Source organism: Nostoc sp., from assembly GCF_036917615.1.
Classification (GTDB): domain Bacteria; phylum Cyanobacteriota; class Cyanobacteriia; order Cyanobacteriales; family Nostocaceae; genus Nostoc.
Genome location: NZ_JBALCZ010000059.1, coordinates 62,129 through 87,655, shown reverse-complemented (window position 1 = coordinate 87,655; position 25,527 = coordinate 62,129). Strand labels below are relative to the sequence as shown.

Here is a 25,527-nt window from a genome sequence, read left to right as displayed (position 1 = left end):
ATGCTTGAGGCAGAGTGTGGCTCAAATTAACTGATGAACCAAAAGTAAAGATTTTCTATGCAGTGCCCCTACACAACTGGTTAAAGGGACTTCCAAATAAAAAACATCCCATTGCAAAGGGACAAAGGGAATGAAGTCACGTTGAGTGGATAAAGAAAGATAATTTATTTTTTGGAGTTCCCAAATAACTACTGATTTTGTTGCGATCGCAAGTCTTGTAATCTAGAGAGCAAAAACTTCCCCCATTCTGCTGCCAAAGGGATTTCTGTAAACGGAACCCGCACTGAACTAGTAGATTCGGAAAATAGAAATTCTAACTCTATAGAACTACCTTTCTCTGGTATATTTTCTAAATCTACTTCTTTGTCATCTACCAAAAGATTTATTTGATAAACATCAAGCAAAGAGAACGTTTCTAGTTGAATTGGCCCTTCAGGTGTGGGTTTTCCCCAAGTTAGATTGTTGCCTTTTTGACCTAACACTGAATAAATATCGTACTTAGCCCGTTCAAATTGCTCTGCCCAAGCGCGATAGGCTTCGACTTTTTGATACTCCTTCGAGCCTTGCCAAGCCAACCAGAAAAACATTACTAATAGGGGCAACCACAAAAGACCACGTTCCATCGTTTAAAAAAGTCCTGAATCGGGAGTGAAACTTGTAACTAAAAGTGCAAAGTCTACCAATAAAGGATGCAGATAAGTTATGGTAGTGAGCAAACTGGCAAAAAGCGGTGATGAGTTAATATGAAAAAACTTATATTATTGTGCTTGTTTGTCATTGGGCTAGGATCTGCCATGTTTGGTTTCCTGAATTTCCAGGGATTGGCAGCTAAAGGAGAGTTTGAGACGATTTTGCTTGATTTTCGCGAAGATATTCCATCACTTGTGGTGCAACAGAATCTGCAAGCGATCGCCAAACAATACAACGTTACACCCCAATTAGACAATAAGTTTTCCGAAAAAGATAATGTGTATATTGTCAAAGGCGATCGCCAGCGACTCCAAGAACTGAAAAAATCTCAGTTTGCCCAAACTACAGAATTCATTGAACCAAATTACATCTACAGGAAGATCCCACAACCCGGTCAAGCAGCTTGGCTGGGAGAATTTTTGAGACCCCAAGAAAATGATGAAGCAAGTCCCTCATTAACTGGCCCCAATGACCAATATTACAGCAAGCAGTGGAACTTGCACAAAATCGGCATTGAAGGCGCATGGAGTCAAACCAAAGGCAGTGGCATCACAGTTGCGGTGATTGACACCGGAATTACCAAGGTGCGGGACTTGTATGAGACAAAATTCGTCAAAGGCTATGATTTTGTTAACGACCGAGAAGAAGCCAAAGACGATAATGGTCACGGTACCCATGTTGCCGGAACTATTGCCCAAGCCACAAATAACAAATATGGCGTAGCTGGAATTGCCTACGAAGCCAGTCTGATGCCGCTGAAGGTACTCAGTTCATATGGTGGCGGTACTGTTGCCGATATTGCCGAAGCGATTAAATTTGCTGCTGATAAAGGCGCAGATGTGATTAATATGAGCTTGGGCGGTGGCGGTGAAAGCAAGTTGATGAAAGAAGCGATTGAGTATGCCCATAGAAAAGGTGTAGTTATTATTGCCGCAGCCGGGAATGAAAACGCCAATGGGGCAAGCTATCCAGCCCGCTATCCCTACGTAATCGGCGTTTCGGCAATTGGCCCAGATGGCGAAAAAGCACCCTATTCTAACTTTGGTGCTGGGGTAGATATCTCTGCTCCTGGTGGTAGTGAAGCTGGTAAGATTCTCCAAGAAACTATTGACGAAAAGGGCGAAGGGGTATTTCTGGGCTTCCAGGGTACAAGCATGGCTTCTCCGCACGTTGCTGGTGTTGCGGCATTAATCAAAGCTGCTGGCATCAAAGAACCAGATGAAGTGTTAAAAGTCCTTAAGCAGTCGGCACGAGTTATCCAGGATGATGGTTTGAACTATTATGGCGCTGGACAACTCAATGCCGAAGCAGCAGTAAAACTAGCCTTTGCCGGACAAATCAGTTTTACAGATTTCTTCCGGTGGTTACGGGATAACGGTTATCTTAACCCCGGCTTTTGGATTGATGGTGGTGCGATCGCACTGTTACCCAAGATTTTAATGGTAGTTGGTTCCTATCTGCTGGCTTGGTTTTTACGGGTTTACTTCCCCTTCACTTGGAGTTGGTCTTTATCTAGTGGCTTAATTGCCGGCAGTTCGGGGTTATTTTTCCTCAAGGGAATCTATATTTTTGATCTTCCCCAATGGCCTTTCCGGGTTTTGGGCAGTTCAATTCCCGAACTAGGCAATACCCTCCAGGGAACTGATGCTTTTAATCCCCTGTTTGCTAGCGTACTGATTCCCATTCTGTTAATGGCATTGCTGCTGGGACATCCTAGTTGGAAATGGTTTGCCATTGGTTCAACTTTAGGTGTAGCAGCGTGCTTGACGATAAGTGCATTTTTCGATCCCGCAGTTTGGGGATTGGGAAGTGGTCACTTAGCACGCCTCTTCCTGATCGCCAATGCCCTAATCTGTTATGGACTGGCTCGTTTAGCATTGAAAAACGAAGATAAAACAGCATAAATTGGGAATTGCGCATTGGGCATGGGGCATGGAGGAAGAATTCTTAATAACTCCTAACTCCCTACTCCCCCACTCAGCACTCAGCACTCAGCACTCAGCACTCACAACTCAGCATTGTTTATGAGCATTACACTTAAAGGTACAATCGAACGCCGTGATATTGGCACAGGCGCATGGGCGTTAGTCACAGAAGAGGGCGTTACTTACGAAATCCTCAGAGGGGCTGACAAAGACTTACTCAAAGCCGGACAAAAAGCAAAAGTTAAAGGACAGGTGCGTGAAGATATCATGACAACTGCCATGATTGGCCCTGTCCTAGAGGTCAAATCTTTTGAGGTAATTAGTTCTGATTAGCTGTGGAATTCAGAACCTCTTGAAGACGGCTTCTAAACTCCCCTTTGGGATGACCTCCTTTTACCTCACCCACAATTTGAAATTCTCCTTCTGGAGAATTGCAGATGATGTAAGTAGGCCATCCCATTTCTGATTTATCAGGATACTGAGTTAATAGAATCTTGCGATACTTGCGGTAAGCAGCCGTATCCTGCATTTTTACATCGATAAATTCTAAACCCAGTTCTTCAGCCACCTTTTTGTCATAAAAAGACATTTTGTGGCAGATGCCGCACTCTTCTGAAGAGAACTTAATTACAGCTAAACTCATGGGTTGGCGACTCTTTGATTCTAGGCAAAGTTTTTTAGCATAATGCCATGAAATATTACCATATAGCTGGTCATTAGTGTCAACTTCAGGCTGAAACCCTGAACCAGTATTTTTTCCTTCTTTCCTACTAATAGTTTGTCAAGCTAGTGCAAGAGGGTTTGTAGTAAGCACTAAAGTGCTTACTATGAACTTGCTTACTCATCAATTTCAACTTGACAAACTACTAGAAGTAGGCAGGGCAATTTTTTGGGAGGCAGAGCCTTCAGTACTGCATTCCCAGGCTGAACCTGGGAACGAGAAATTATAATCTAGTCGGCGAGGAAGCTGTGATCTGAATTTGACACCATGATTGCTGGCAGACAAAGAGTTAAGGGTCAAAATGTAGAAAAAAAATTAAGAATATGATTAAATATCATAGCAATCATTTTGGTGTGGCATCTCTAGCTCATAATAAAAAGAAAGCGATTCAGAGATTGAGTGATCAGGTTATGCTCTATCCTGGTAACAGGAGGATACTCAAGGTCTACCAGCAGTAGCAACAAAAGTAGTGGTGCACTCTAGTTATAATATGGGCAGCAAATGTTAGAACGAGCGCCAAAAAAAACCCCCAGCGGGTGTTAGCCAACCAGGGGAGTTAGTTATCAGGGTGCATCTACCAATTAAATGTTCTCAGGTTGAACACCATACTCCGGATAAATTTGTACAAAGGTCAGTTATTTTTTTAAATAAAAAAACCCCAGTTGGTGTTAACCTACTAGGGGAGTGAGTTATCAGGGTGCATCTACCAGTAATCTTTTCTAGAGGCAGCCAGTATCTTCCGGAGAAAATGGTCAAAATTAGGGTTGATAGCGATGTCTACGACGGGCGTAGCTGCAGCAACTAGAAAAAATCCCCAGTCGGTCTTAGCCAACCAGGGGAGTGAGTTATCAGGGTGCATCTACCAATAATCATTTCTCAAGTAAATGGGTAGCTACCGGATAAATTAGCAGAGGTTGAAGTTGTTACTGTTTATTTATCAGAGAAAAAGCTCAGAGGGGTTAGTTATCAGGACAGACCTGCCAATTAAATGACCAATGCGCTGCCTTAAAAGATGGGTGTGTCAGGGATTATTGCTGTTTTAGAACTTATGCACAAGATGATCCCCAAACCCCTGAAAAAGTTGGCTCTTAGAGTTCCCCTTTTCCAGGGGAGGCAGTGCCTTGCTGTTAGCGTAGCGATCGCAACGTAGGAACGCGCAGGGTAGGAACTACTCAAAGGGTTTCCAGACTCTTAAAGCTTGCTAGCAAGAGCGTCTTTGAACCAAAGAACCAACTGGCTAAGGCTTATTAAGATATAGGTTTGGTGGTTTTTAGTGCTTAAATTTTGTACTTACTGAGTAATAAAAAAACCCCCAGTGGGTTTTAGCCAACCAGGGGAGCTAGTTATCAGGGTGCATCTACCACTTAAATGTTCTAGGTTTAACCACCATGCTCCGGATAAATTCATTAGAAAATTAATTGTTATCGTGTGTCAAAAAAAACAAGAGTGGATATTAACTGAATTAGGGGAGTTAAAGATCAAGGGACATCCATCTACTAATCAAGTATTCTAGGGTTAAGCACTATTTTCTGGTAGAGAATATCTGCGTCAGAAGTTGCTGTTGTTTGCCAAAATAAAAAAACCCCCAGTGGGTGTTAGCCAACTAGGGGAGTTGAAGATCAAGGTGCATCTACCAATTAAGTGTTCTAGTCCCAAGTAATCCGATCCGGATAAAGTTGTAAAGGCAGAAAAAGCAAAACAACTAGAATCAGAAACATTCAGGGGTGGGATGCATCTAAGTTATCAGAGGGAGCGAAAAATCGACTTGAAACTCTCGCGTTTCAAACCAGATTTAGGAGGCGGACAGGAGAAACTGTGACCCAGGAATTCCACATTTCGGTAACTCCTGTAGGGCAAAATGACTACTTGGTGCGGACGGAACAAGTCGCGCCTGGGGTGCCATTGGCAGAAGAACTGGTGACTTGGCCTATAGCTGATTGGTTGAGCGCTGCTGGACATTTGATGAATGACCCGTTGAAGTCGGTGTTGCAGGGAGATCCATTCGCTTCTGGCGGGCATGAAAGCGATATCGCCAGAAACTCTGTAAACTTGGTGGCGTTGGGTCAACAATTTTATAACGCCCTATTTCAAGGCACTCTCAGAGATAGTTGGATTACTGCCCAAGGTATTGCCCAGAACCATCAACAAGTACTACGCTTACGCTTGGGGTTAAAAGACACCAGGTTAGCTCGTCTGCCTTGGGAAGTGATGCACGCAGGCGATCGCCCTCTGGCTACTGGGCCTTATGTCGCTTTTTCTCGGTTCCAAAGTGGAATTTTGGGGGCTTCCCCTTTGCGATCCCTGCGGGGGGCTACGCCTACGCGAAATATGCCCACACCACTAGAACAAGGTGGTGTAAAAGTATTGATGGTAATTGCTTCCCCCTCAGATCAAGTCAGTCTTGACTTACTCAAACAAGAAGCTGTCAAACTGCAAGCTGAACTTCACCGTCAAACATCACGACTTGCTGAAGGTAGCAATCGTTTGCCAGAAATTGACCTGACTGTGCTAGATCAACCAGGACGGGAAGAACTGACGCAAGCCCTAGAACAAGGCAGATACCACGTTCTCCACTACTCTGGTCATAGTAACTTAGGCTCTAATGGCGGAGAAATTTATCTTGCTAGTCGCAAAACTGGCTTAACAGAAATCTTAACTGGGGACGATCTGGCAGGTTTGCTCGTCAACAATAACATCCAAATGGCAGTGTTTAACTCCTGCTTGGGGGCGTACACAGCTGCATCCAATCCTTCTGGAGATACTGGCGAACGAAACCTGGCAGAAAGTCTGGTGAAGCGCGGAATTAGAAGCGTTTTGGCTATGTCAGAACGGATTCCTGATGAAGTGGCGTTGACGCTCACACAATTGTTTTACCGCAACTTGAGTCAGGGATATCCAGTAGATTTGTGCGTAAGTCGGGTGCGCCAAGGATTAATTTCAGCCTATGGTTCTCACCAGATGTACTGGGCATTACCGATTTTATATCTCCAGCCAGAATTTGACGGTTTCTTGAGGCAGGAAACTGAGTTATCCGAAAGTGCGGAGTCCCCCAACCAGTATAGTTCGCCTTTAGGGGCAACTTCTACGATGTATTCTGTGATCGCAGATGATACCGAGATGCCTTTAGGAATGGAGGAAATGCTCCCTTCTGATTTGGCGCGTGATTCTGGGTTGGACTGGCTGGGTGAAGATACTTGGGGCGATCTCGTTGATGAAATTGAGTATGATGACCCAAACTATGCAGAAGATTCGGCGATAGTTTCGGATTTATTTCGTCAGCTAGATAACCAAAAAGCTCCAACTGAAATAGATCAACAAATTCAGGAAAATAGTCTTCAGCAAAGGCAGGTTTCAGAGGAAATAACTTCTTTGCAAAAGGAAGCAAATTTGTGGGGAGAAGCCCCAGCACCGCCACCTCAAACTGCTGGGAACTTTCAAAGAAATTGGGAAAATTCTGATTTTTCGCGCTCGCAACCAGCCCCACCAAGACCTCCGATGCGACGTCGCAGGCTTTGGCCGATTGTGGGTATTGTGGGAATCAGTGCGTTAGCAGCTGCGATCGGTTTAAATTGGTGGTGGCAAAATCGACCCCAAGCAATGCCTAAAATACCAGAAATTTCTACCCAGTCTCTACCCATTCAAAAGCAGCAAAATATCGACTTAGAAACAGCAGCGACTGGAATTGTCACCGCCACCGCTACGGAAAAATTGAGCCAGGGCGACTTGCAAGGTGGGTTATTGGCTGTAGAAGAACTACTCAATCGTGGCGCACTGGCTGCGGCTGATACTGCCCTTAAATTAGTTCCAAATAAACAAGCTGATGATCCATCTGTCAACTTTTACAAGGGACGATTAGCGTGGCAGTCTATCCAAACTGGAGACAATAACTATAGCGTCGATGATGCCCGCCGTTATTGGGAAACTGCTACAAAAGCTAAACCAGAATCGCTTTTGTATAATAACGCTTTGGGATTTGCCTACTACACAGAAGGTAATCTAAATCGAGCGAATGACTCTTGGTTCAAAGCTTTGAATTTAGCTCTCAAAGAGCAGAACAAACGCTCAACATCCACAAAGACGGTAGTGCCTCAGGATGCTTTAACTTCCTATGCTGGTTTAGCTCTTGGACTGTATAAATCTGCACTTAGTCAATCTAATGGTAAGCAGGCACAGTATCTGAATGAAGCGATCAAGTTGCGGCAAATGGTAGTTAAGTCTGATCCAGTAAATTTCCAGGTAGATAAATTAGCTAAAAATTGGTTGTGGACGGAGAAGGCGATTGAAGATTGGCGATCGCTCCTTCAGGAAAAAGGTGAAGAACAGTAATATGTTGTAGTGGTGCGTAGGCGTAGCCCGTCGTAGACATCGCTTGTGACTCTTAATGAAAACAGAAATTTACCATTCAAGTTTCTAGTAAAATAAGCTAGTATTTGGGCGGTGAATTTCATTTTCCAGTCTGATTAAATCACCATATCTTCAACCATCGATGAAACCCTTGGTGGCTGCTATGACAATGCTGACAGCAGGATGATCAACTGCTTTTTCCAGAGCTTCTGATCCTGCTTCTTTCAGGGCATTGATAATTCGAGCTTTAAGTTTTGGCTTTTGTTCTATTTCTTCTACTGCTTTGACGCCAACAATCGCAGTATTGGAATATTCCTGTGACAGTTGATTTAAAAGTTCTTTAATATCTTTTGCAGCTTGTGCCAAGTTTTGCGAGTTGTTAATTTGAGTGCCGATTTTATCACGCATGACTTTATCGCCAGCAACGTTATCCCCAGAGCCGTATTGATTTACTGTTGACATCGAATTATTTTCCTTTTGACGAATTTGATTTTGTTGTTCTTGAACTTGATTTATGTTGAAATATATATTAGATGGTATTTGTGGAGATTGAGGTGGATTCGCTTCAACCTCTAACTGCTCTAAAAATAACTTCTCTTTACCCTTATCTATCACATCATCAATTAAGCTCAAAACATTCGCTTTTTCATAGCTAATATCACATTCAATATCATATTTTTGTTTAGCAAGGCGATTTCTTAGATTTTCAAGCTTATAAAAATGTGGCTCTTGGCTATGTTTGCAGGTATCGCAATTACAGGGAATTAACTTGTTGTACTTCAGGCGCTTCTTGTATAAGTCATGAATTTTATCGAGTTCATGTGTAACTATGGTCATCAAATCTCTTTTGTGATGACCTGAGACTCGAATCTTAATCTCCCGCTTGCCGTAATATTCAATCACCTCTGCCTTCGTCTGGTCTTCGCTGAGAACAACGCCACTTTTCCAGACACATTTTTGTTCATTTATCAACTCATGGATGGCGACGATGAATTGGGCGATGATCCCCTTAGGCATGAACTCGTAAGTGTAACGCAGAATCAAGTTGTTGGTTTGATTCCAATCATAGGAGGGTTGATTTTCAGATAGCAGTTGTGGGGCAATATACTTTCCTTGGCTTCTAGGAATTTCGTAGCATAGCTTGAAGTTGATCATCAGGCGCAATAGTTCATCATGCATCGTGGCGTATTCGTCTTCACACCAGATGTTTGCCAAGTCAGACCGTGTGAAACTACCCAGGTTGCGAATCACCTTTTCATTATCCAGCACTTTGTAGACTGCATCAGTACCCCACTTGGGTTTAAGGATGACAGTCTTATTCAAAAGTGGGTCTTCTTGGAAGTGCAAGCATACTCCCAAATCGTGCAGATAGCTACTCAGCTGCAACTTGTCATTTCTTTGAGTAAACCCATTTTGTTGGCAGATATTCAGGTATTCATCCAAGCTGATGTAATTGCGTGCATCCCTCTCCAAAGCTTCCCGAACTCTAACCCAGGTTTTGGGGAGGAGATTGCCAATGTGGGGTAGATTTTTAACGTGATGCTTGATTTGTTCTAAAACTTGTTCTAAACCTCTATTATCAAAAAGGTTTGTTGGTAAAGTCTCCCTCAAATTAGTAAACTGTCCCCGTAACTGGAGTTCATTAATCTCCCGGTGGCGGTCTTGCTTCTCATTTTTGATGATTAGCAGCGGACTGTTATCGCTCAACAGTTCCACTACATTCAGCCAGTAATAAAAATCTGTGTCTTGCTTGCGGGTATCTGCCACTAAAACGTAGAGGGAACGCTTGGTGAGGAAAAACTGGTGAGTAGCATGGTAAATCTCTTGCCCTCCAAAGTCCCAGATGTTGACTCGAAATTTTCGCCCATTTTGCATTGAGAAACGCCACTGGATAACCTCAATTCCCTTGGTAGAATCTTCCTCTCGGAGTTGATAATTTTGGTCTTCAATCTTTTTTGCAAGTGTTGTCTTCCCTACTCCGCCTTCGCCGACAATTAGTAACTTTGCTTCATACAGATAATCTGTGCCTTCTGTTTCCAGTTGCCGGAAATAATCCTTAATCGCCTCAATACCTTGTTTAATAACTTCTGGTGGTGGCTTTTCAATGGGGTTGCCGCTTAAAATTAGCACACTGAGGTTCTGTAGGTGGGCGAGTGCTTCTGGCAGTGCCGTGATTTGGTTATCGCCTAAACCCAGCACAGTGAGGTTTTGTAGGTGGGCGAGTGCTTCTGGCAGCGTTGTAATTTGGTTATCGCGTAAATACAACTCAGTGAGGTTTTGTAGATGGATAAATGTTTCTGGCAGTGTTGTGATTTGGTTGCTGCTTAAATACAGTTGTGTGAGGTTTTGTAGGTGGGTGAGTACTTCTGGCAGCGTTGTAATTTGGTTATTGCTTAAATACACCGTGCAGAGATTTTGCAGTCGGGCAAATACTTCTGGCAGCCTCGTTAATTGGTTGCGGCTTAAATTCAGGGAGGTAAGTTGTTGCAAGCGGGCGATCGCTTCTGGCAGCGTAGTTAATTGGTTGTAGCTTAAATTCAAAATCTCCAACCATTCCAGTTCAAACACCTCAGTAGGAATTTCTGTTAAACCCCAACCATTGCTTAAATCTAATTCTTTAAGCCGTTTCTTTTTCGCTTCGCGGATTTTTTCAAGAAAATGTTGAGGCGTGTATCTCATACGGAGGTTCACCTGTCAAGGAAAATTAAATGTAATGCCCCTGATTCGGTGGGCGATCTTGCAACCACTAGTATCTTGCACTAATCCTAATAACTGCCATAGGTTTCTAACTTATGGCTGATAGCAAAAGTCCTTTTAAGATGACTAAATTCTTTCTAGACTTAGGTTTTAGTCTACTTGAGTGACTTTTGCTATTGGTTCCTAGAACTTCGAGTTTCAGGCGATCGCGGCTACTAATTAAGAATGCTGCAAGATATCAAAGCAATCTACTATGCTGTGTAACACTACACGAGCGCTAATAATTTTTACGGGATTTTAAACAGAATTTATCATTACCAATGTTTAGGTTGACTCGTGGATGAGTCTTTGATACTCATTAATCGAGCTATGAACTCCGTTAATGAGTCTTTGATCCTCGTGAACGAGGATATTTTGCCAGTTCACGAGGATATTTTGCTGGTTCACGAGTCTTTGATACTCGTGGACGAGTGTTTGATACTCGTCGGTGAGTATCTGAGACTGATTAATGGAGTTACGAACTCCGTTAATCAATCTTTGATATTCGTGGATGGGGCTACGAACTTTGTTAAAGAGTCTTTGAGACTCGTCAATGAAGTCTTTTTTCCTAGTGGATAAGTGAAGCGAATAGAATTCGGGGAGTTTACTGGGACACAAACGCAGGTGTACCCCTACTTTGAAGCGAACTACGTTTAGCATTCCGTAAAAGTCTATAGCAATCCTAAATCATTCGCGAACAACAAGATCCCCGACTTCTTTAAGAATTCGGGGATCTGAGGCTGACGATTTTTACAAATCAAATAAGATTGCTATACTATCTACCTGCTGCTATCAAACGCTGATGCACTAAATACTCAAATTGATAAAGATAGGCAGCAATAACGACTCGAATTATAGTTTGGACTATCAGCAGAGGCTGCGCTTGAATCTTAAATAAACTGAACAAATTCAATAAATCAGGAGATGGCAAGAAAAGCATTATAATACTAAATGCTATGATTAGCGAGAGAATATTCACCAACCAGCCATACAATCCTTCCCACCAACTGATCAAACTAGGAAAAACTCCTACTGTTGGCTCTGTTTGTGGTAGTTGGCTCTCAGGAAAGAAGCTATCTAAAAATCGATGCAGCCAATGGTGAAGCAATGCGACTACCACGATGGGCAAAAGTTGGGCTAGTAAAGTTAATAAGTACAAGAACTTGACAGAAATAGACTGGGGTAGGAAGTTAATCAGGATGGAAATAATATTCCAAAAATAGGCGATCGCATACTGTAAACCAATCATTAACAAGATGAGGGCGATCGCATTTACCCAAAACCGGGGAGTAGGAATCCAAGATGGCCAATTTCGCATAAATTTGTTCCTAGTAGATGAAAGACTTTTATCGTAACTAGATTGAAATATTTTGGTGATTTTTTGCCAGTATAATCTATGCCAGAAAGTTAGTGGGAATAAGTAGCGATGCCTGCGGCGGGCTACGCCTACGCAGAAGATTGGCGGTGTATGGTAAGTTAAGAAAATTCTCCAGCCCGAAAAATCTGTTCAGCAGTTAAATTCAACTCTGGGAACGCTAGTGACTAAATGCGGTCATTTCCCCTAAATTGCCTAACTTGATACTCACCTTCAATTAGTTGGTAAATCGAGATAGTTGGTTGTTTAGGATTGCCAATAAATCGTCTACCACCTAAGCCAAGGTAGTCTACAATCCAGTATTCAGGTATTCCGATCTCTTCTCTTCGAGACGCTGCGCGAACATATTTACCTGCTTTGGTAAAATAGTCGTCGCGCCAGTTGGAACTTACCACTTCAATTACTAAAGGGATTGATGCCGCTTGGCTTACAGTAGATTCTTTTTTCCACAGAGGTTCATTTACTAAATTAGAGTTATTCAACAACAGTACATCTGGTGAGTAAGCTGCTTCGCTCTGGGTCGGTTTAATGAATGCCGTTTTGGGGATGAAATAAGATAGTTTTAAACGTTTGTATTCTGTAACTATTTCCCCAACTAAAAATCCAATAATCTGTTCATGATCACCTGTGGGAGGAGCCATTTCAACAATTACCCCATCATGTAGTTCATAATGCCTGTCTGAAGATTCGGGATACCAGGCGATAAATTCATCAAATGTTACTAGTTTGCGTAAGACTTGAGTCATATTTTGCCCCCTTGCTTTATATCAAATTTGACCCCTCTCCAAACCTCTCCCCGTGTCGGGAGAGGTTTTTTCTATCGTTCTCAAGTTTTACGGGTAAATGCAGTACTTTAGGACTTCTGTCTTTTGTTAATTTAAAATGAGAAGCAGAGTCTCCTGAATTGCGTTCCCTGTCAAGTAATTTTGGATTTTAGATTTTAGATTTTAGATTGACCCCATGCCTAAATTCGCTTGCTCTCAAACCTCCCTTACAAAGTTCAAAGACGCTCACAGACCCGCTACCGCTGCGCTAACGGCCGGAGCCGCCGCTCTGACTTTGCGCTTTTTAAATAATGGAACGCAAGAATCTTCTTTTCCATTATCCAAAATTTAAAATCTAAAATTCGGTGAAAGTCAGGGAACGAGAAAAACACGAAAATTTAAACCCTAGCCGCAGTATTTGGTAAACTCACTTTCAACCGCTTAAACATCGCTTCTCGTGCTTGTACAGCGAGACTATCGTCAAAAGGTTCTAAGGTAATTTCCTGCTGATACTTTAGTCGCAGCGCTGTTTGAATTAACCAATCGGCGACAAAGGGGTTTTTGGGTAACAAAGGTCCGTGGGAATAAGTAGCGATCGCATTCTGATAAAATGCTCCTTCTGTCCCATCTTCACCATTATTTCCCAAACCATACACCACGCGCCCCAATGCTTCTACTTTTCCCAACTTGGTACGTCCGCCGTGATTTTCAAAACCTACTAAATATGGTGTGCTACCCGTCATCTCTTTTAAATCTCGCGCCAGACGTGAGGCTGTCACTTCAATTACCAAGTTGCCAATACAGCGTTTAGTATTTTCACCAGGATGCACGGAAACTAAATCGAGTATTCCCAAACCTTCAATCCGCTGTCCCAAGCCTGGTTCATAATAATGTCCCAGTAACTGGGGTGAACCACAAGTAAATACTCCCGGTGTTCCATTTTCGATTTTATTGCGCATAGCGTCAGCTTTTGCACCTTGCAAATCACGCATGACAATTTCTTGCTGACGGTCTTGTGCGCCACCACCAACGATTACATCTACAGTTTTAATATCTGCGGCTGTGGCATTTTGATCTAGGGGTAACACTTTAACATCGTATCCCCGCCACTGAGCGCGACGTTCTATAGTAATTACATTACCGCGATCGCCATAGGTACTCATCAGTGTCGGATAAAGCCAACCTATTGTTAATTCCAACTCTGGAAAACTCATAACTCCTAACTCCTAACTCCTAACTCCTAACTCCTAACTCCCCACTCCCCACTTCCCAATTTAAAGAATTTTCCGACCAGTCAAAACTTCTCGCACTTCTAACATGGCTGAGTAGGTGGGCAGAATGTGCAAAGTTTCATTGTCTGGTGTATGCTCTAATGCGGTAGCGATCGCCTGTCGCAAATCTTCTTCGACTATTAAATTTAAGTTACTTTCAGGGGACTTTTGGCTGTAACGTAAACGTAGTGCCATATCATAGACGCGATCGCCACTCACTACTAAAGTCCCTCCGCGTTCGACTAATTTCTCAGTATCCACGTCCCAAATCCAGGATACATCAGTGCCATCTGGCGTGCGATCGTTCAATACCAGCAGTGTGGTTTTATCTGTGCTTTGAGTAACTACGCGAATGGTTTCATTCGTTCCTACAGGATTTTTTGATAACAATATCCGCACTCGTTTACCGTTAATTACTAAATCTTCAGCCCGACCAAACGCAGCTTGGAAGTTGTTAATGGTATCTCTAATTGTTGCTTCATCAACTCCCAACTCAATAGCCGCAGTAGCAGCAGCCAAAGTATTATATTTGTTGTACAAACCAACCAGAATTTGCGACCATTCACTACTTTCGAGAGTCGGTTTACTTTTACTAAAACCACATTTGGGACAAGTAAAATCTCCCAAATGAGACAAATAAACACCTTTATAATCTAAAGAATGTCCACATCTGGGACAATAAATAGAATCAACAGCGTGAGGAATAGCTTCTAGATAATGTTCTGGTTCATTCAAACCAAAGAACAACACCCTTTGAGGTAACTGTTGACCGAGGTTAGATAAAGTTGGGTCATCAGCATTGGGAATTACCAGCGTTTCTGCTGGTAGGGTAGAAATAACTTTTGTCCAACGTTTACTAATTGTGTCTACTTCCCCGTATCTATCGAGTTGGTCGCGGAACAAGTTTAAACAGAGAATAATTCGCGGCTGGAGTGGCGTTAATACTCTTGGTACAATATTTTCATCAACTTCCAAAATGGCGTAATCAACATCTAGTATGCCTAGTAAGTTGGTGGTTTCCAATAGCGCCGTCATCAAGCCATTTTCCAGATTTGCACCTGTAGAATTATGAGCAATGCGGTAACCCTTGCGTTCTAGTATCGTGCATAAAAGCAGTGCTGTAGTGGTTTTGCCGTTAGTACCAGCAATTAAAATTACCCCGTTTTTAACTTGCTGACTCAATAATTGTAAAAGTCTCGGTTCAATGCGATGAGCAATCGAGCCTGGTAACACACTAGCAGCTCCCAGACGGAGCGATCGCACAATAAACGTCACACTTTTTGCCACTGACACCGCGAAACCCAGTCGCAGCCTATCTATGAATTGTATTTTGTTTCCCACATCCGTACCTTAGTCTTCTGGTAGTTGCTAATTAAAAGTATTTAATTGCAAATTTAATCTTGTGAGTTTAGCGAATCCTAGCTTAAAAAGCCACCCTCAAAATTAACAAGACTTACGCAAAATTATGAAAAAACGAACCGCGTTCGCGCAGCGTCTCGTAGAGAAGGACGCAAAGGACACCAAGGAATAAGAGTTTCAGAGAGTTATTCCCTAAGTTCTAATTAAGATGCAGGGAATCAGGGGGCTGGGGGGTTAGGTTTCGCTTCTTCTTTTTCGCATGACGTGAAAAGTCAGATGAGGGGGGAGTCGGGAAAATGGGAGATTGAGGCTTTGAGGCTGACACTTGAGCCTTTGAGGTCGAAACTTGAGCCTTTGAGGCTGACACTTTAAGTTCTAACTTTTTCCTCATCCCCCATTCCCCACTTACGAGAGATAATCTCAGTAAGCGTTATCTTAAAAAATAGTGCGTGGGCGTAATTACATATCCAGCCCAGTTTGCTGAATTCAGTACAAAATCACGACAAGTAGTAGCTTGCAAGGTTCCTTTTGATGAATAGCATTAAATTTCTTTTTTTACATAAACAAATTACTGGCTGGCGAAGGTGGTTGTCCAAATGCCTGTTGTTGCTTGCAAGTCTTTTCATTATAAGTATGCAACCTGCATATGCTGGTCTGAATAATGATTTATATGATGGCAACATCTTCGTCGTTTATGCTGGCAATGGTTCATTGGTTCCTCCCAGACAGACACTGGCACAGACTTTAGCGGAACATAAACCCGTATTTTTGGCATTTTATGTAGATGACAGCAGCGATTCCAAAAGATATGCCATTTCCATTTCACGGGTACAGGAATTCTATGGTCGGGTAGTAGAGATTATGCCTATTAATGTAGATAATATCCCGCGTAAACAGACCTACGACCCTAAAGAACCAGGATATTACTATTCTGGGGGTGTTCCTCAAGTGGTGGTGTTGAATAAATCAGGTGAGGTAGTTTTGAATAAGAAGGGTCAAGTACCTTTTGAAGAGATAGACGATGAATTTCGCAAAATATTTGATTTATTACCACGCACGGAAACAGCACAGCTAAAGCGGCGAGCCTTCAATGAGTTCAGTAGTGAGTTAGCTAAGTAACTTATGGGGTAGACCTAATTGGTCTGCCCTAATTTTTAGTGCTTGTTACTACATTTACTGCCGATGCCAAAGCATAATATTTAAATATCTGTGTTAACAGATTAAAAAGTTATATAGTCTATAGTCCGTCACAAATGACTAATGACTAATGACTAATGACCAGTGACCAATGACTAACTAAAGTGTATTCTGATGTCAAAAGTTTACACCACCCACGAGCTAATTCAAATTTTGGCAGATGAACGTCAAGCCTGCCTTAAGGGAAAACGCCTAAAATTAGAAATAACAGTCTCTGGCAATCCTGTAATTGACCAGTTTCTCAAAAATGATGGGCTGCAACAGTTCACTGCCTATCAAGATTTCAAAACTGCAATTCACGACTATCAAAGGGAAAATCAAGTTTCAGGTATTATCTGGCGGGAGGTAACAGTCAAAGGTAAAAACTTGAACTATCCTGAAGTAGACACCGAGTTAATAGCCCTCAACAGTGACTTAGAGATATTAAAAGCCGCTAAAAATTCTATCGTAGAATTTTGGTATAAAGTCTCTATGGGGATGGATTTATACTTGAGTTTCAATAATAGTAAACAATACCAACAAATTGTCACATCTGATGTAGAGAGAATTGTTCAAAGAACAGAATGGGCAAGTTTGTGCAAGTGGGAAAATTCTAGCTTTTTGGAAATGATTTTGCAGTTAGGATGGGGTAAACCAGAAGAAGCTTATTATAAACGCGGAAGACCGCGATCGGGTAGTGAATATATTCATGCAGTCAATCCTGGTAATCGCCCCATTGGTTGACCGTGCGAATTTTAGATTTTAGATTTTAGATTTTAGATTAAAGAATTAAAAATTATTTAGGTTCATGCCCCGCCCAAGCGTAGGTGGAACAATTCTATTATCCAAAATTTCAAATCATCTTGCCCCGTACCCTTATGGTCGGGGTCAATCTAAAATCGGCTTTTCCATTATCCAAAATTGGTTGATCACAACAGGACAAGGTGAGTGTGAGAATTGGAAACAAGGGGACTGTTGAAGAGGATGGGGGGACTTGGGGAGAAATTACAGTAAACCTTTCCCCGTGTCTCCTTGTCTCCTTCAAGGTTGATTGTGCCCGACGAGATTGATGATCGCTGTAGCTAAATCCACTGGATCGACGGGTTTAGGTAGGTGTTTTTGAAATCCTGCGGCCATTGCTTGGTTGTAGTTAATTTCTCCAGCATAAGCAGTCAAAGCGATCGCTGGAATTTGTCCGCCTTGCTCTGGCGGTAATTTTCTCACCTCGCGCAGCAACATATAGCCATCCATCAAGGGCATTCCAATATCGCTTAACAGGATATCTGGTTTTGATTGGGCTAGTGTTTCCAATGCTTCAGCTGCTGATTCAACTGCCGTTACAGTTGCGCCATATTGTTCTAGCGCAAAGCTAAAAAACTCTCGCACATCAGCTTGATCGTCCACAAGCAGGATTTGCACTCCAGCAAGTAATGTGTCCTCAGTACTGAGTTCTGGTTGAGAAGCTTCAGCACTCTCAACTCGTAACTCAGAATTTTTCAGCAAAGGTAGCCTGACTGTAAAGGTAGCCCCTTGTCCTTCTCCCAAACTCTCTGCCTGAATTGTACCACCGTGAAGTTCTACTAGATGACGCACAATTGCCAGTCCCAATCCCAGTCCCCCAAATATCCTGGTTGTCTTGGCATCTGCTTGTCGGAAGTAGTCAAATACGTAAGGCAAAAATTCCAGGATGATTCCCTTACCTGTATCAATCACCTGGATTTGGGCATCTAACCCAACTTTCTCTAAACGCACTTCTACTCGTCCTTCTGTGGGTGTGAATTTAACGGCATTGGAGAGGAGATTCCACATCACTTGTTGCAAGCGATCGCCATCGCCTAGAACCTTGCCGATATCATCACTCAGCACCGTTTGGATTTGAATTGACTTAGCTTCTGCTGCTAAACGCACCGTTTCTAGTGCAGCTGCGATCGGCACTCTCAAATCCACTGTGTAAAGATTTAGGTTGACTTTACCTTGTAAAATCCGCGAAACATCAAGTAAATCTCCAATAAGTTGGGTTTGTAACTGGGCATTGCGTTCAATTATTTCCAGAGCACGGATTCTAGCAGCTTCGTCGAACTTGCGGGTTCTGAGTAACTTTGCCCACCCTAAAATCGGATTCAGGGGAGTTCTCAGTTCATGGGAAAGGACAGCGAGGAATTCATCCTTAATGCGGTTGGCTGTCTCGGCTTGTGCCCTTGCATTCTTTTCGGCTTCGTAAAGTTGAGCGCGAGCGATCGCTTGAGCACATTGCTGTCCCACTGTCAATAAAAATCCCCGGTCTTCTTCGTTAAATATTTGTACAGTCGCAAAGCTTAATCCCAGTGCCCCAATTACTTTGCCCTCTGCTATCAAGGGAATGGCAGCCCAGGCATTATTCCCTGTAAGAGCCACAGCATTTGCTAAATTCGGATATTTAGCAATCATGGCTGCTGAATTTTCTAAAAAAATCGGCTGCCTAGTTCTGACTGCTTCCGCTATTTGGTTAGGTGCAGCGATCGGAAAATTTGTCCAGGCATCTATGAGTGATTGCGGATAGCCATTTGCTTGTACAACTTTCAGGGTAGTATCTCCCTGCGTAAGTAAGACAACAGAACCAGCAGTGGCTTCCAAAGCGGCAATCCCTTGGTTTACCACTACATCAGCCACCTGTTGGGGAGTTAGCGCTTCCGAGAGGGCAGCAGTTATTCTTTGTAAAAGTACCGTACGATTGACAGACCGTTCAGCTGCCTGTTTTGCCTGTTGAGTTTCCTGGTAGAGTCTGGCGTTGTCGATGGCTGTCGCTGCCCGACGGGCAATATCTTCTGCTAAAGCTAAGTCTGTTTGTTTGTAGCGCCGACCTGACTCGGCTGTAAAAAAAGAGATTGCTCCGAATAATTGCCCACGGGAACGAACTGGAATCACCATTAGAGAACGAATACCCAAGTTTCGCAGCAATTGCAGATGTTGCTCGTCTTGAGCCATCTGTATCAGATGAGAGTCGGAAAATTCCGGATAAAAGACAGATATTCCTAGCCGTAGCTGCCACACAAGCCGTTTTGCTCCGCTTTTCGCTGGATAATGTCGTTGTAATTCTTCTAAAGTATTTCGTTTCGCGGCGTCGGCAATTGCGATCGCAATTTGTATACTTGACCAATCTTCCTGGAAAACATCTACAATACACCAGTCAGCTAGCGTCGGTACTGCTAGATTAGCCACACTTTTCAAGGTGATTTCATAATCCAATGAGGCAGCCAGTAAGATGCTGGCTTCGACTAAAAAGTTTTGTGTGGCTTCAACTTGTTTGCGTTCACTAATATCTTTAATAATGCCTAATGCATACTTTGGTTGTCCGTTAGTATCCCAAACTGCTGATGAAGTTAGGTTTATCCAAACTATAGAACCATCTTTGCGGATGTAGCGCTTCTCTAAGGAATAACCACTAATTTCTTTTGCCAAAACTCGCCGAGCATTCTCGTAATCAACTTCTAAGTCGTCAGGGTGGGTAATTTCCTGAAAGTTCATTTGAATTAACTCTTCATGGCTATACCCAGTAATTTCGCACACAGCAGGATTAATTTGCAGAAATCGTCCATCCAATGCTATGAGACTAATGCCCACAGCTGCCTGGTTGAACATTGCCCGGAACCTTTCTTCGCTTTCCCGCAAGGCAACTTCTGTTTGCTTTGCTGCTGTTACATCTGCCAGGATAATTCCAATTCCTACCGTTTCACCGATTGTGTTGTTTACCGGGTAATAATTGCCCAGCCAGTAGCCGTACCTTCTAGGTTGCCCCCTTGTCTCACCGCTAATTTCTACATTCAGCAGAGGTTCTCCACTATCCAACACGTGCTGTAACAGTGGCTCCAACTCAGCCGCCATGTTTGGCAACACTTCCCCAAATTTGCGTCCTAGATGTTCTTCTATGGTCAAACCGTTAATCTCAGCGAAAACTTGATTAATTCGGAGATATCGTAGTTCCCGATCCAAAAAGCATACTGCAACGGGAGCAGCTCCTAAGAGCGCATCTAGAAGAGATAGAGATTCGGCATAATGAACTAAAGCCTGGTGGATGTCTCGATAAAGTCGGGCATTTTCCACTGCTAAGGCTGCACGATGGGTAATATCTGTTGCTAAAGTTAGGTCAGAGCGATCGTAGCGATGGTCTGATTGAGCAATGACAAACTTAATGCAGCCGAGGACTCGCCCTCGTGCTACTAACGGCAGAATGATCACAGACTTAATCCCTAATTGCCGAACAATGTTTAAGTGTTCTTCATTATCAGTAGTCGCCACTAAAAAGGAGTCAGATACCTCCGGGATTAATTCTGGTTGCCCAGTTTGCAGTACTTTAGCGATGGCATTCGCACCCTTGGGATCTGGTATATACTGCTGAAGTTTACGCGCCCACTCCGCTTTCGATGGGTCTGCATGAGCAATGGGTAGGCGGCGAATCAAACCATCTTCATTCAAAATCTCAACGCTACACCAATCAGCTAGCTGGGGAACTGAGATTTTGGCGATTTGTTCTAAAGTTTCTTCATAATCTAGAGAAGTAGAGAGTACACTACTAATTTGGGCAATATAGCGAAGTCTTTCCTCAGCCTGCTTACGCTCTGTAATATTCACAGCTGCACAGGTAATACCCTGAATGCTATTGTCTACATCCCTTAGCGGTTTAACCAGCAAATCGTAGTAGCTGTCTTCTCCACAAATTCTCAGATCAACCTCTTGACGGGTTGAAACACCAGTCTCTAATACCTTCAGCTTAATTGCCCTCAATTGCTCTGCTACTAAAGCTGGAAATAATTCATCATCCGACTTACCTAACATTTCCTCAGCAGTATCTAGACCTTGAGGATTATGAATCCACTGATATCGCAAATCGCGATCTTGCTGAAAGACCAGGATATCTAAACTACTTAACGCTAATTGAAATCGCTCCTCACTAACTCTTAGCTTTTGGAGATTTCCATCAGCCCGTCTTTTAGCAGTCTTTAATGCCTCACATAAGATACTAAAAAGCAATCCTTGTAATCCAAACAACCCAATTGGCACGAAATTGGATAAGTCAAAACTCAGATCATAAGCTGGGGGGAGAAAGAAGTAATCACTTAGTAACGCAGACAAGAAAGTTGCTAACAGCCCTGACTTCAAACCACCATACCAACCACTCAAAATTACAGCGCTAAAAAACAGCAGGAAAGGAGTTCCACTCATGCTTAACCAAGGGTCTAGCATCAACATCAGCACTAAAGTAAGTGCAACAATTAATACAGTGATGCCATAACGCAGTAACTGGGAAGAATGAATATGGGGCATGAAAATGTTTTGGAACAACCAATACTTATTGCAAAGGCTGTACATACCCTATGCTAGTTCGCAAATTTTAGTAACTTATCCACAGATAGATTTTTATATAGTTTTAAAAACCTCTTTTGTTAGAAGCCAATTTCTCAAAAATATAGTATATAAGTAGAAAATTATCGTTAATTTTATATGTAGCAATCCTGTTTGATTTGTCAAAATTGAAAGCCACAGATTCCGGACTTATCAAATAAGTTAGAGATGTTGTTTAGGATTGCTATAAGTAAATGGGCATGAATAATTAAAGGTTTATAGTAAGGGCTGAAGCCTTTACTAAGAGCCAATTTAATTAATTTTACATCAGGTAATATAGTTTGATTTATTCTTGCCTACTTCCTTAGAACCTCACGAGTTAACAGATATCCTTCAGCACTGCTACCAATTTTTCAATATGTGCTGCTTGATGAGTTGCCATTAAAGATATTCTGATCCGACTTGTGGGCACTGTGGGGGGACGAATTGCTGGGGCAAAAATCCCAGCATCTCTTAGCTGTTTTCCAGCTTTGAGGGCATCTGTAGCACTAGGCAATTGAAAACAGAATATAGGTGATTCCGAAGGCAGTAATTTTAAATTAGGTAACTGTTGTTGCAGTAAATTTTTCAAGTAATGTACATTTTGCCACAATTGGGCACGGCGTTGCGGTTCTTGTTGGACTATCTTGATTGCTGCTAAGGCCGCGGCTGTATCAGCAGGTGAAAGCCCAGTGGTGTAAATCCAAGTGGGTGCGCGGTTCCGCAAAAAGTCAATTAAGGCGCTACTTCCTGCCACATACCCGCCTAAACTACCCAAAGCTTTACTCAAAGTACCAACTTGAATTAATTGCTTTCCTGTACACCCAAAATGTTCGACACAGCCAGCGCCAGTTTTTCCTAGTACCCCAGTGGCATGAGCTTCATCAACTAGCAGCATACAGTTAAATTCATTAGCGAGATCCAACAGTGCGGGCAACGGACATAAATCACCATCCATACTGAAGACAGTATCAGTAAGAATCAAACAGCGTCGGTAGTTTTGTCGCTGTTGACTCAACTGAGTTTTTAGTACTGCAACATCACAGTGCGGATATTCCACAACTGTTGCACCGCTGAGAATCGCCCCATTTTTCAGACTGGAATGATTGTATTGGTCAGAAAAAATTAAATCACGCTTGCCAACGAGGGCAGTAATTGCACCCAAATTGGCTAGATACCCGGAACTAAATACCAAGGCATCTTCTGTTTGTTTGGTAAATGCGATCGCCTCCTCTAAATCCCTGTGTAATTCTCGATGCCCGCTGAGTAATCTCGAACCAGTACTACCAGTCCCCAATTCAGCGATCGCAGCAATTGCCGCTGCCTTCAACCGCTGATCTTCCGCAAGCCCCAAATAGTCATTACTGGCAAAATTAATTACCTCTTGCCCAGCTAAAATCACCGTTGCACCCGGACGACCGTGGATTGTTTGTACTGAGCGATACCAGTCTGCCCGATGAATTGTTGCTAAGGACTGTTCTAGCCAAGCATAAGGGTCAGTGGGCATGTGGGGAGTGGGGAGTTAGGAGTTAGGAGTTAGGAGTTAGGAGTTAGGAGTGGAGTATGTCAGTTGTTTTTCTAATGACTAATGACTAATGACTAATGACTAATGACTATTAAACTTGTTCGCTGCTGAGATGAGCGATCGCTTGTTTAATCCAATCTTCGACATAGGCATCTTTGGGTAGTCCGATATCTTCACTGACTACATGCAGAGCGTGACTGACCTCATGGGCAGTATATCCCAAGGCGAAGAGGGTCATTTGCACCTCTTCGAGAATTCCCGGTGCTGGCCCACCTGTGGCGACGAAGAATCCGGCTGATTTGCGCCATTCGACTAATTTGCTTTTCAGTTCCAAACAGATACGTTCGGCGATTTTCTTACCGACACCTGGGGCCTGAATTAAGATTTGTGTATTACCAGCGATAATTGCTTGGACTAAATCTGGTAGTTCTAGAGTGTCCAAGAGTGCGATCGCTAAGGCTGCACCAATACCGGTGACAGTCAGCAAGTGGCGAAATAAATCGCGTTCGGATGGCGAAGCAAAGCCATATAAAAAGGGCACTTCTTCACGAATTTGGAAATGGGTAAAAATTTGCGTCACTCCTCCCGACTCTGGTAACTGGTTTGCTAGGCGTTGAGGAACTTGCAAATCATACCCCAAGCCATTCACTTCCAGAGTCAGAATTACACGATTAGCGCCAATTGTTTGGATACCAGCGACTATACCTTTTAGATAACTAATCATTACAAAAAACCAAAATATTTTAATCCTTCGATAATTCCACCTGCACAAAAACCTTTTGCCAGGTAGCGGTAGTCAGCGGGATACTCATTGTGCCATTGGAGTAACTCTTTTCGGGCATTCCCCACAATGATTCCCCGTTCGTTGCCTACAGCAAATAAAGCAATATCATTACCTGAATCACCACAGACAACTGTTTGTTCTGCTGCAAATTTCCACTTTTTGCGTAAAAACTGCATTGCCTGACCTTTATCGCTGCTATGGGGTACAATGTCAAGGTCTATTCCGCTACTGTAGATTAACTTTACATTTAATTTATTTTTCTGCAACTCCGCCTCAAGTTGTGGTATGACTCTGACAGATGGTTCTTGTTGTAAGAAAAAACTCACTTTGAAGGGACGCTGTTCTGAATCTGGTTGCTGAACTAACTCAGGATATTTTTTAGTAATAGATAATACAGTTTCCAGTTCCCATCCCGGAGAAAGGGTTTCTGACCAACCTGAGTCTGGAGTATCAGTACCATCAAGGTAAATTTCTGTACCCACAGAAAGGACGAGGGCATCCGGTTGCAAAAGATTTTTTTGAGCTTGGAGTTCTTTGTAAAGTACAGGCGATCGCCCAGTAGCATAAACGATTTTCGTACCGTATTCTTGGCGATGTTTCTTCAGCAGTTGGTTCAGTTCTGCTAAGGCGCTGTCATCGCCCACAGTGCGATACACAAGGGTATCATCCAAGTCTGTTACAAAAAGAAATTTAACCATAACCACCTCTTTTGTCAGCTTTACCATCAAAAAGTTTATGTCCTTTTTGCACTTATCTCATTTAAAGAAAATAGGTGTTGCATAATCGCGGGATGAAAATAATTTTGCGTGATTTTAAAATCCTTGTAGAGATGCGAAATTGCACTTCTTGCCGCTTCTCTTGAAGACCAAGGCTGTAGCTTGCTTAAGAGGATGTTTGAAAAGTCTTTTTGTCGGTAGCAAAACGTTTTAGATCCTCCTAAATCCCCCGATAAATTGGGGGACTTTGATTCCGCTTCCCCCCTTTTTAAGGGGAGCCAGCGCGGGAACAGGGGTCTCCCCAAGTGGAGCGACTGGCGTGGGTTAGGGGGGATCAATAAGTGCTTAAAATCACAGCAAAATACTTTTCAAACATACTCTAAGGCAGGGTACAAAAATATAGTACAGTTTTGCGTAAAAGCGTAGCGTTTTTAATGCAGGGGAACGCATTAACATTGCATTGGGATGCATTAGTATTGTAAGGGAACGCATTAACAATGCGGCCGACGCATTAACATTGTATTGGGATGCATTGGCATTGCATATTGACGCATTAATAATGCAGCCAACGCATTAGCATTGTATTGGGATGCATTAACAATGCGGCTAACGCATTGGCATTGTAAGGTATTGCCTTTCTTTAATTCGCTACGAATTTAGGAAATGCTGTATTTAGTGCTATTTGTCTAAAGTCCTATTCCTCAAGGAAGAATAAATCCTCTCAAAGCTAGGTGAGCAAATTTTTAGGCTGCGTTAGTCTCAATACTAGAATAAATCTGCTTT

At 42.7% G+C, this 25,527-nt stretch carries 17 protein-coding genes; 5 read left to right on the top strand and 12 right to left on the bottom strand.

Annotated elements, in window-relative coordinates; translation table 11 throughout:
* Positions 1-188: 188 nt before the first annotated feature.
* Positions 189-623 carry a hypothetical protein gene (locus V7K85_RS20380; protein WP_334815958.1) on the bottom strand — a complete coding sequence of 145 codons (435 nt, stop codon included), beginning with the start codon at positions 621-623 and terminating at the stop codon, positions 189-191.
* A gap of 120 nt (positions 624-743) precedes the next feature.
* On the opposite strand from V7K85_RS20380, the gene V7K85_RS20375 reads away from it, so the two are divergent.
* Positions 744-2,594 (top strand): S8 family peptidase, encoded by a 1,851-nt coding sequence (locus tag V7K85_RS20375; RefSeq protein ID WP_334815956.1) that lies wholly within the window; start codon positions 744-746, stop codon positions 2,592-2,594.
* Between the two features lie 120 nt (positions 2,595-2,714).
* Complete coding sequence (locus tag V7K85_RS20370) at positions 2,715-2,948, top strand: hypothetical protein (protein ID WP_334689528.1); 234 nt, start codon at positions 2,715-2,717, stop codon at positions 2,946-2,948.
* Here the strand turns inward: V7K85_RS20370 and V7K85_RS20365 are convergent.
* A complete protein-coding gene (locus V7K85_RS20365; RefSeq protein WP_190727634.1) occupies positions 2,935-3,258 on the bottom strand; it encodes a thioredoxin family protein in 324 nt (107 codons plus the stop codon). The two genes, V7K85_RS20370 and V7K85_RS20365, sit on opposite strands and share 14 nt — an antisense overlap.
* Before the next feature lie 1,893 nt (positions 3,259-5,151).
* Between V7K85_RS20365 and hetF the strand changes: the two genes are divergently transcribed.
* Entirely contained in the window at positions 5,152-7,662 is a 2,511-nt protein-coding gene (hetF, locus tag V7K85_RS20360) for a cell division protein HetF (RefSeq protein ID WP_334815954.1), read from the top strand.
* 150 nt (positions 7,663-7,812) lie between these two features.
* Here hetF and V7K85_RS20355 read toward each other — a convergent pair whose 3' ends face one another.
* The 6 genes from V7K85_RS20355 to V7K85_RS20330 form a co-directional block, all read right to left on the bottom strand.
* Positions 7,813-10,359 carry a COR domain-containing protein gene (locus V7K85_RS20355; RefSeq protein WP_334815952.1) on the bottom strand — a complete coding sequence of 849 codons (2,547 nt, stop codon included), beginning with the start codon at positions 10,357-10,359 and terminating at the stop codon, positions 7,813-7,815.
* Positions 10,360-10,701: 342 nt separating this feature from the next.
* Positions 10,702-11,076, bottom strand: coding sequence for a hypothetical protein (locus V7K85_RS20350; protein WP_334815950.1), 375 nt, complete (start codon positions 11,074-11,076; stop codon positions 10,702-10,704).
* 115 nt (positions 11,077-11,191) lie between these two features.
* Positions 11,192-11,734: a hypothetical protein gene (locus tag V7K85_RS20345; protein WP_334815948.1), complete on the bottom strand. Its 543-nt coding sequence runs from the start codon at positions 11,732-11,734 to the stop codon at positions 11,192-11,194.
* A gap of 224 nt (positions 11,735-11,958) precedes the next feature.
* Positions 11,959-12,537, bottom strand: a complete 579-nt coding sequence (locus V7K85_RS20340; protein ID WP_334815946.1) for a Uma2 family endonuclease — start codon at positions 12,535-12,537, stop codon at positions 11,959-11,961.
* 416 nt (positions 12,538-12,953) lie between these two features.
* Entirely contained in the window at positions 12,954-13,769 is an 816-nt protein-coding gene (locus V7K85_RS20335) for a type 1 glutamine amidotransferase (RefSeq protein WP_334815944.1), read from the bottom strand.
* Between the two features lie 60 nt (positions 13,770-13,829).
* Positions 13,830-15,167, bottom strand: a complete 1,338-nt coding sequence (locus tag V7K85_RS20330) for a Mur ligase family protein (RefSeq protein WP_334815942.1) — start codon at positions 15,165-15,167, stop codon at positions 13,830-13,832.
* Between the two features lie 549 nt (positions 15,168-15,716).
* Between V7K85_RS20330 and V7K85_RS20325 the strand changes: the two genes are divergently transcribed.
* Both V7K85_RS20325 and V7K85_RS20320 read left to right on the top strand, forming a co-directional pair.
* A complete protein-coding gene (locus tag V7K85_RS20325) occupies positions 15,717-16,304 on the top strand; it encodes a thylakoid membrane photosystem I accumulation factor (RefSeq protein ID WP_334815940.1) in 588 nt (195 codons plus the stop codon).
* Positions 16,305-16,496: 192 nt separating this feature from the next.
* Positions 16,497-17,105: a hypothetical protein gene (locus tag V7K85_RS20320; RefSeq protein WP_334815938.1), complete on the top strand. Its 609-nt coding sequence runs from the start codon at positions 16,497-16,499 to the stop codon at positions 17,103-17,105.
* Between the two features lie 297 nt (positions 17,106-17,402).
* On the opposite strand, the gene V7K85_RS20315 is transcribed toward V7K85_RS20320, so the two are convergent.
* From V7K85_RS20315 to V7K85_RS20300, 4 genes are all read right to left on the bottom strand, one after another.
* Positions 17,403-21,662: a PAS domain S-box protein gene (locus V7K85_RS20315; protein ID WP_334815936.1), complete on the bottom strand. Its 4,260-nt coding sequence runs from the start codon at positions 21,660-21,662 to the stop codon at positions 17,403-17,405.
* Positions 21,663-22,059: 397 nt separating this feature from the next.
* Positions 22,060-23,226 carry an 8-amino-7-oxononanoate synthase gene (gene bioF / locus V7K85_RS20310; protein ID WP_334815934.1) on the bottom strand — a complete coding sequence of 389 codons (1,167 nt, stop codon included), beginning with the start codon at positions 23,224-23,226 and terminating at the stop codon, positions 22,060-22,062.
* A gap of 109 nt (positions 23,227-23,335) precedes the next feature.
* Positions 23,336-23,968, bottom strand: coding sequence for a Holliday junction branch migration protein RuvA (gene ruvA / locus V7K85_RS20305; protein WP_100899594.1), 633 nt, complete (start codon positions 23,966-23,968; stop codon positions 23,336-23,338).
* A complete protein-coding gene (locus V7K85_RS20300; RefSeq protein WP_334815931.1) occupies positions 23,968-24,726 on the bottom strand; it encodes a sucrose-phosphate phosphatase in 759 nt (252 codons plus the stop codon). The genes ruvA and V7K85_RS20300 overlap by 1 nt, the downstream gene beginning before the upstream one ends.
* Positions 24,727-25,527: the final 801 nt, after the last annotated feature.

Excerpts from the sequence above, each read along its gene's own strand:
- V7K85_RS20320 (WP_334815938.1), top strand. The coding sequence starts at position 16,497 with ATGTCAAAAGTTTACACCACCCACGAGCTAATTCAAATTTTGGCAGAT.
- V7K85_RS20345 (WP_334815948.1), bottom strand. The coding sequence starts at position 11,734 with ATGCGAAATTGGCCATCTTGGATTCCTACTCCCCGGTTTTGGGTAAAT.
- V7K85_RS20380 (WP_334815958.1), bottom strand. The coding sequence starts at position 623 with ATGGAACGTGGTCTTTTGTGGTTGCCCCTATTAGTAATGTTTTTCTGG.
- V7K85_RS20370 (WP_334689528.1), top strand. The coding sequence starts at position 2,715 with ATGAGCATTACACTTAAAGGTACAATCGAACGCCGTGATATTGGCACA.
- ruvA (WP_100899594.1), bottom strand. The coding sequence starts at position 23,968 with ATGATTAGTTATCTAAAAGGTATAGTCGCTGGTATCCAAACAATTGGC.
- V7K85_RS20375 (WP_334815956.1), top strand. The coding sequence starts at position 744 with ATGAAAAAACTTATATTATTGTGCTTGTTTGTCATTGGGCTAGGATCT.
- bioF (WP_334815934.1), bottom strand. The coding sequence starts at position 23,226 with ATGCCCACTGACCCTTATGCTTGGCTAGAACAGTCCTTAGCAACAATT.
- V7K85_RS20315 (WP_334815936.1), bottom strand. The coding sequence starts at position 21,662 with ATGCCCCATATTCATTCTTCCCAGTTACTGCGTTATGGCATCACTGTA.
- V7K85_RS20300 (WP_334815931.1), bottom strand. The coding sequence starts at position 24,726 with ATGGTTAAATTTCTTTTTGTAACAGACTTGGATGATACCCTTGTGTAT.
- V7K85_RS20340 (WP_334815946.1), bottom strand. The coding sequence starts at position 12,537 with ATGACTCAAGTCTTACGCAAACTAGTAACATTTGATGAATTTATCGCC.
- V7K85_RS20355 (WP_334815952.1), bottom strand. The coding sequence starts at position 10,359 with ATGAGATACACGCCTCAACATTTTCTTGAAAAAATCCGCGAAGCGAAA.
- V7K85_RS20365 (WP_190727634.1), bottom strand. The coding sequence starts at position 3,258 with ATGAGTTTAGCTGTAATTAAGTTCTCTTCAGAAGAGTGCGGCATCTGC.
- V7K85_RS20350 (WP_334815950.1), bottom strand. The coding sequence starts at position 11,076 with ATGCTAAACGTAGTTCGCTTCAAAGTAGGGGTACACCTGCGTTTGTGT.
- V7K85_RS20325 (WP_334815940.1), top strand. The coding sequence starts at position 15,717 with ATGAATAGCATTAAATTTCTTTTTTTACATAAACAAATTACTGGCTGG.
- V7K85_RS20335 (WP_334815944.1), bottom strand. The coding sequence starts at position 13,769 with ATGAGTTTTCCAGAGTTGGAATTAACAATAGGTTGGCTTTATCCGACA.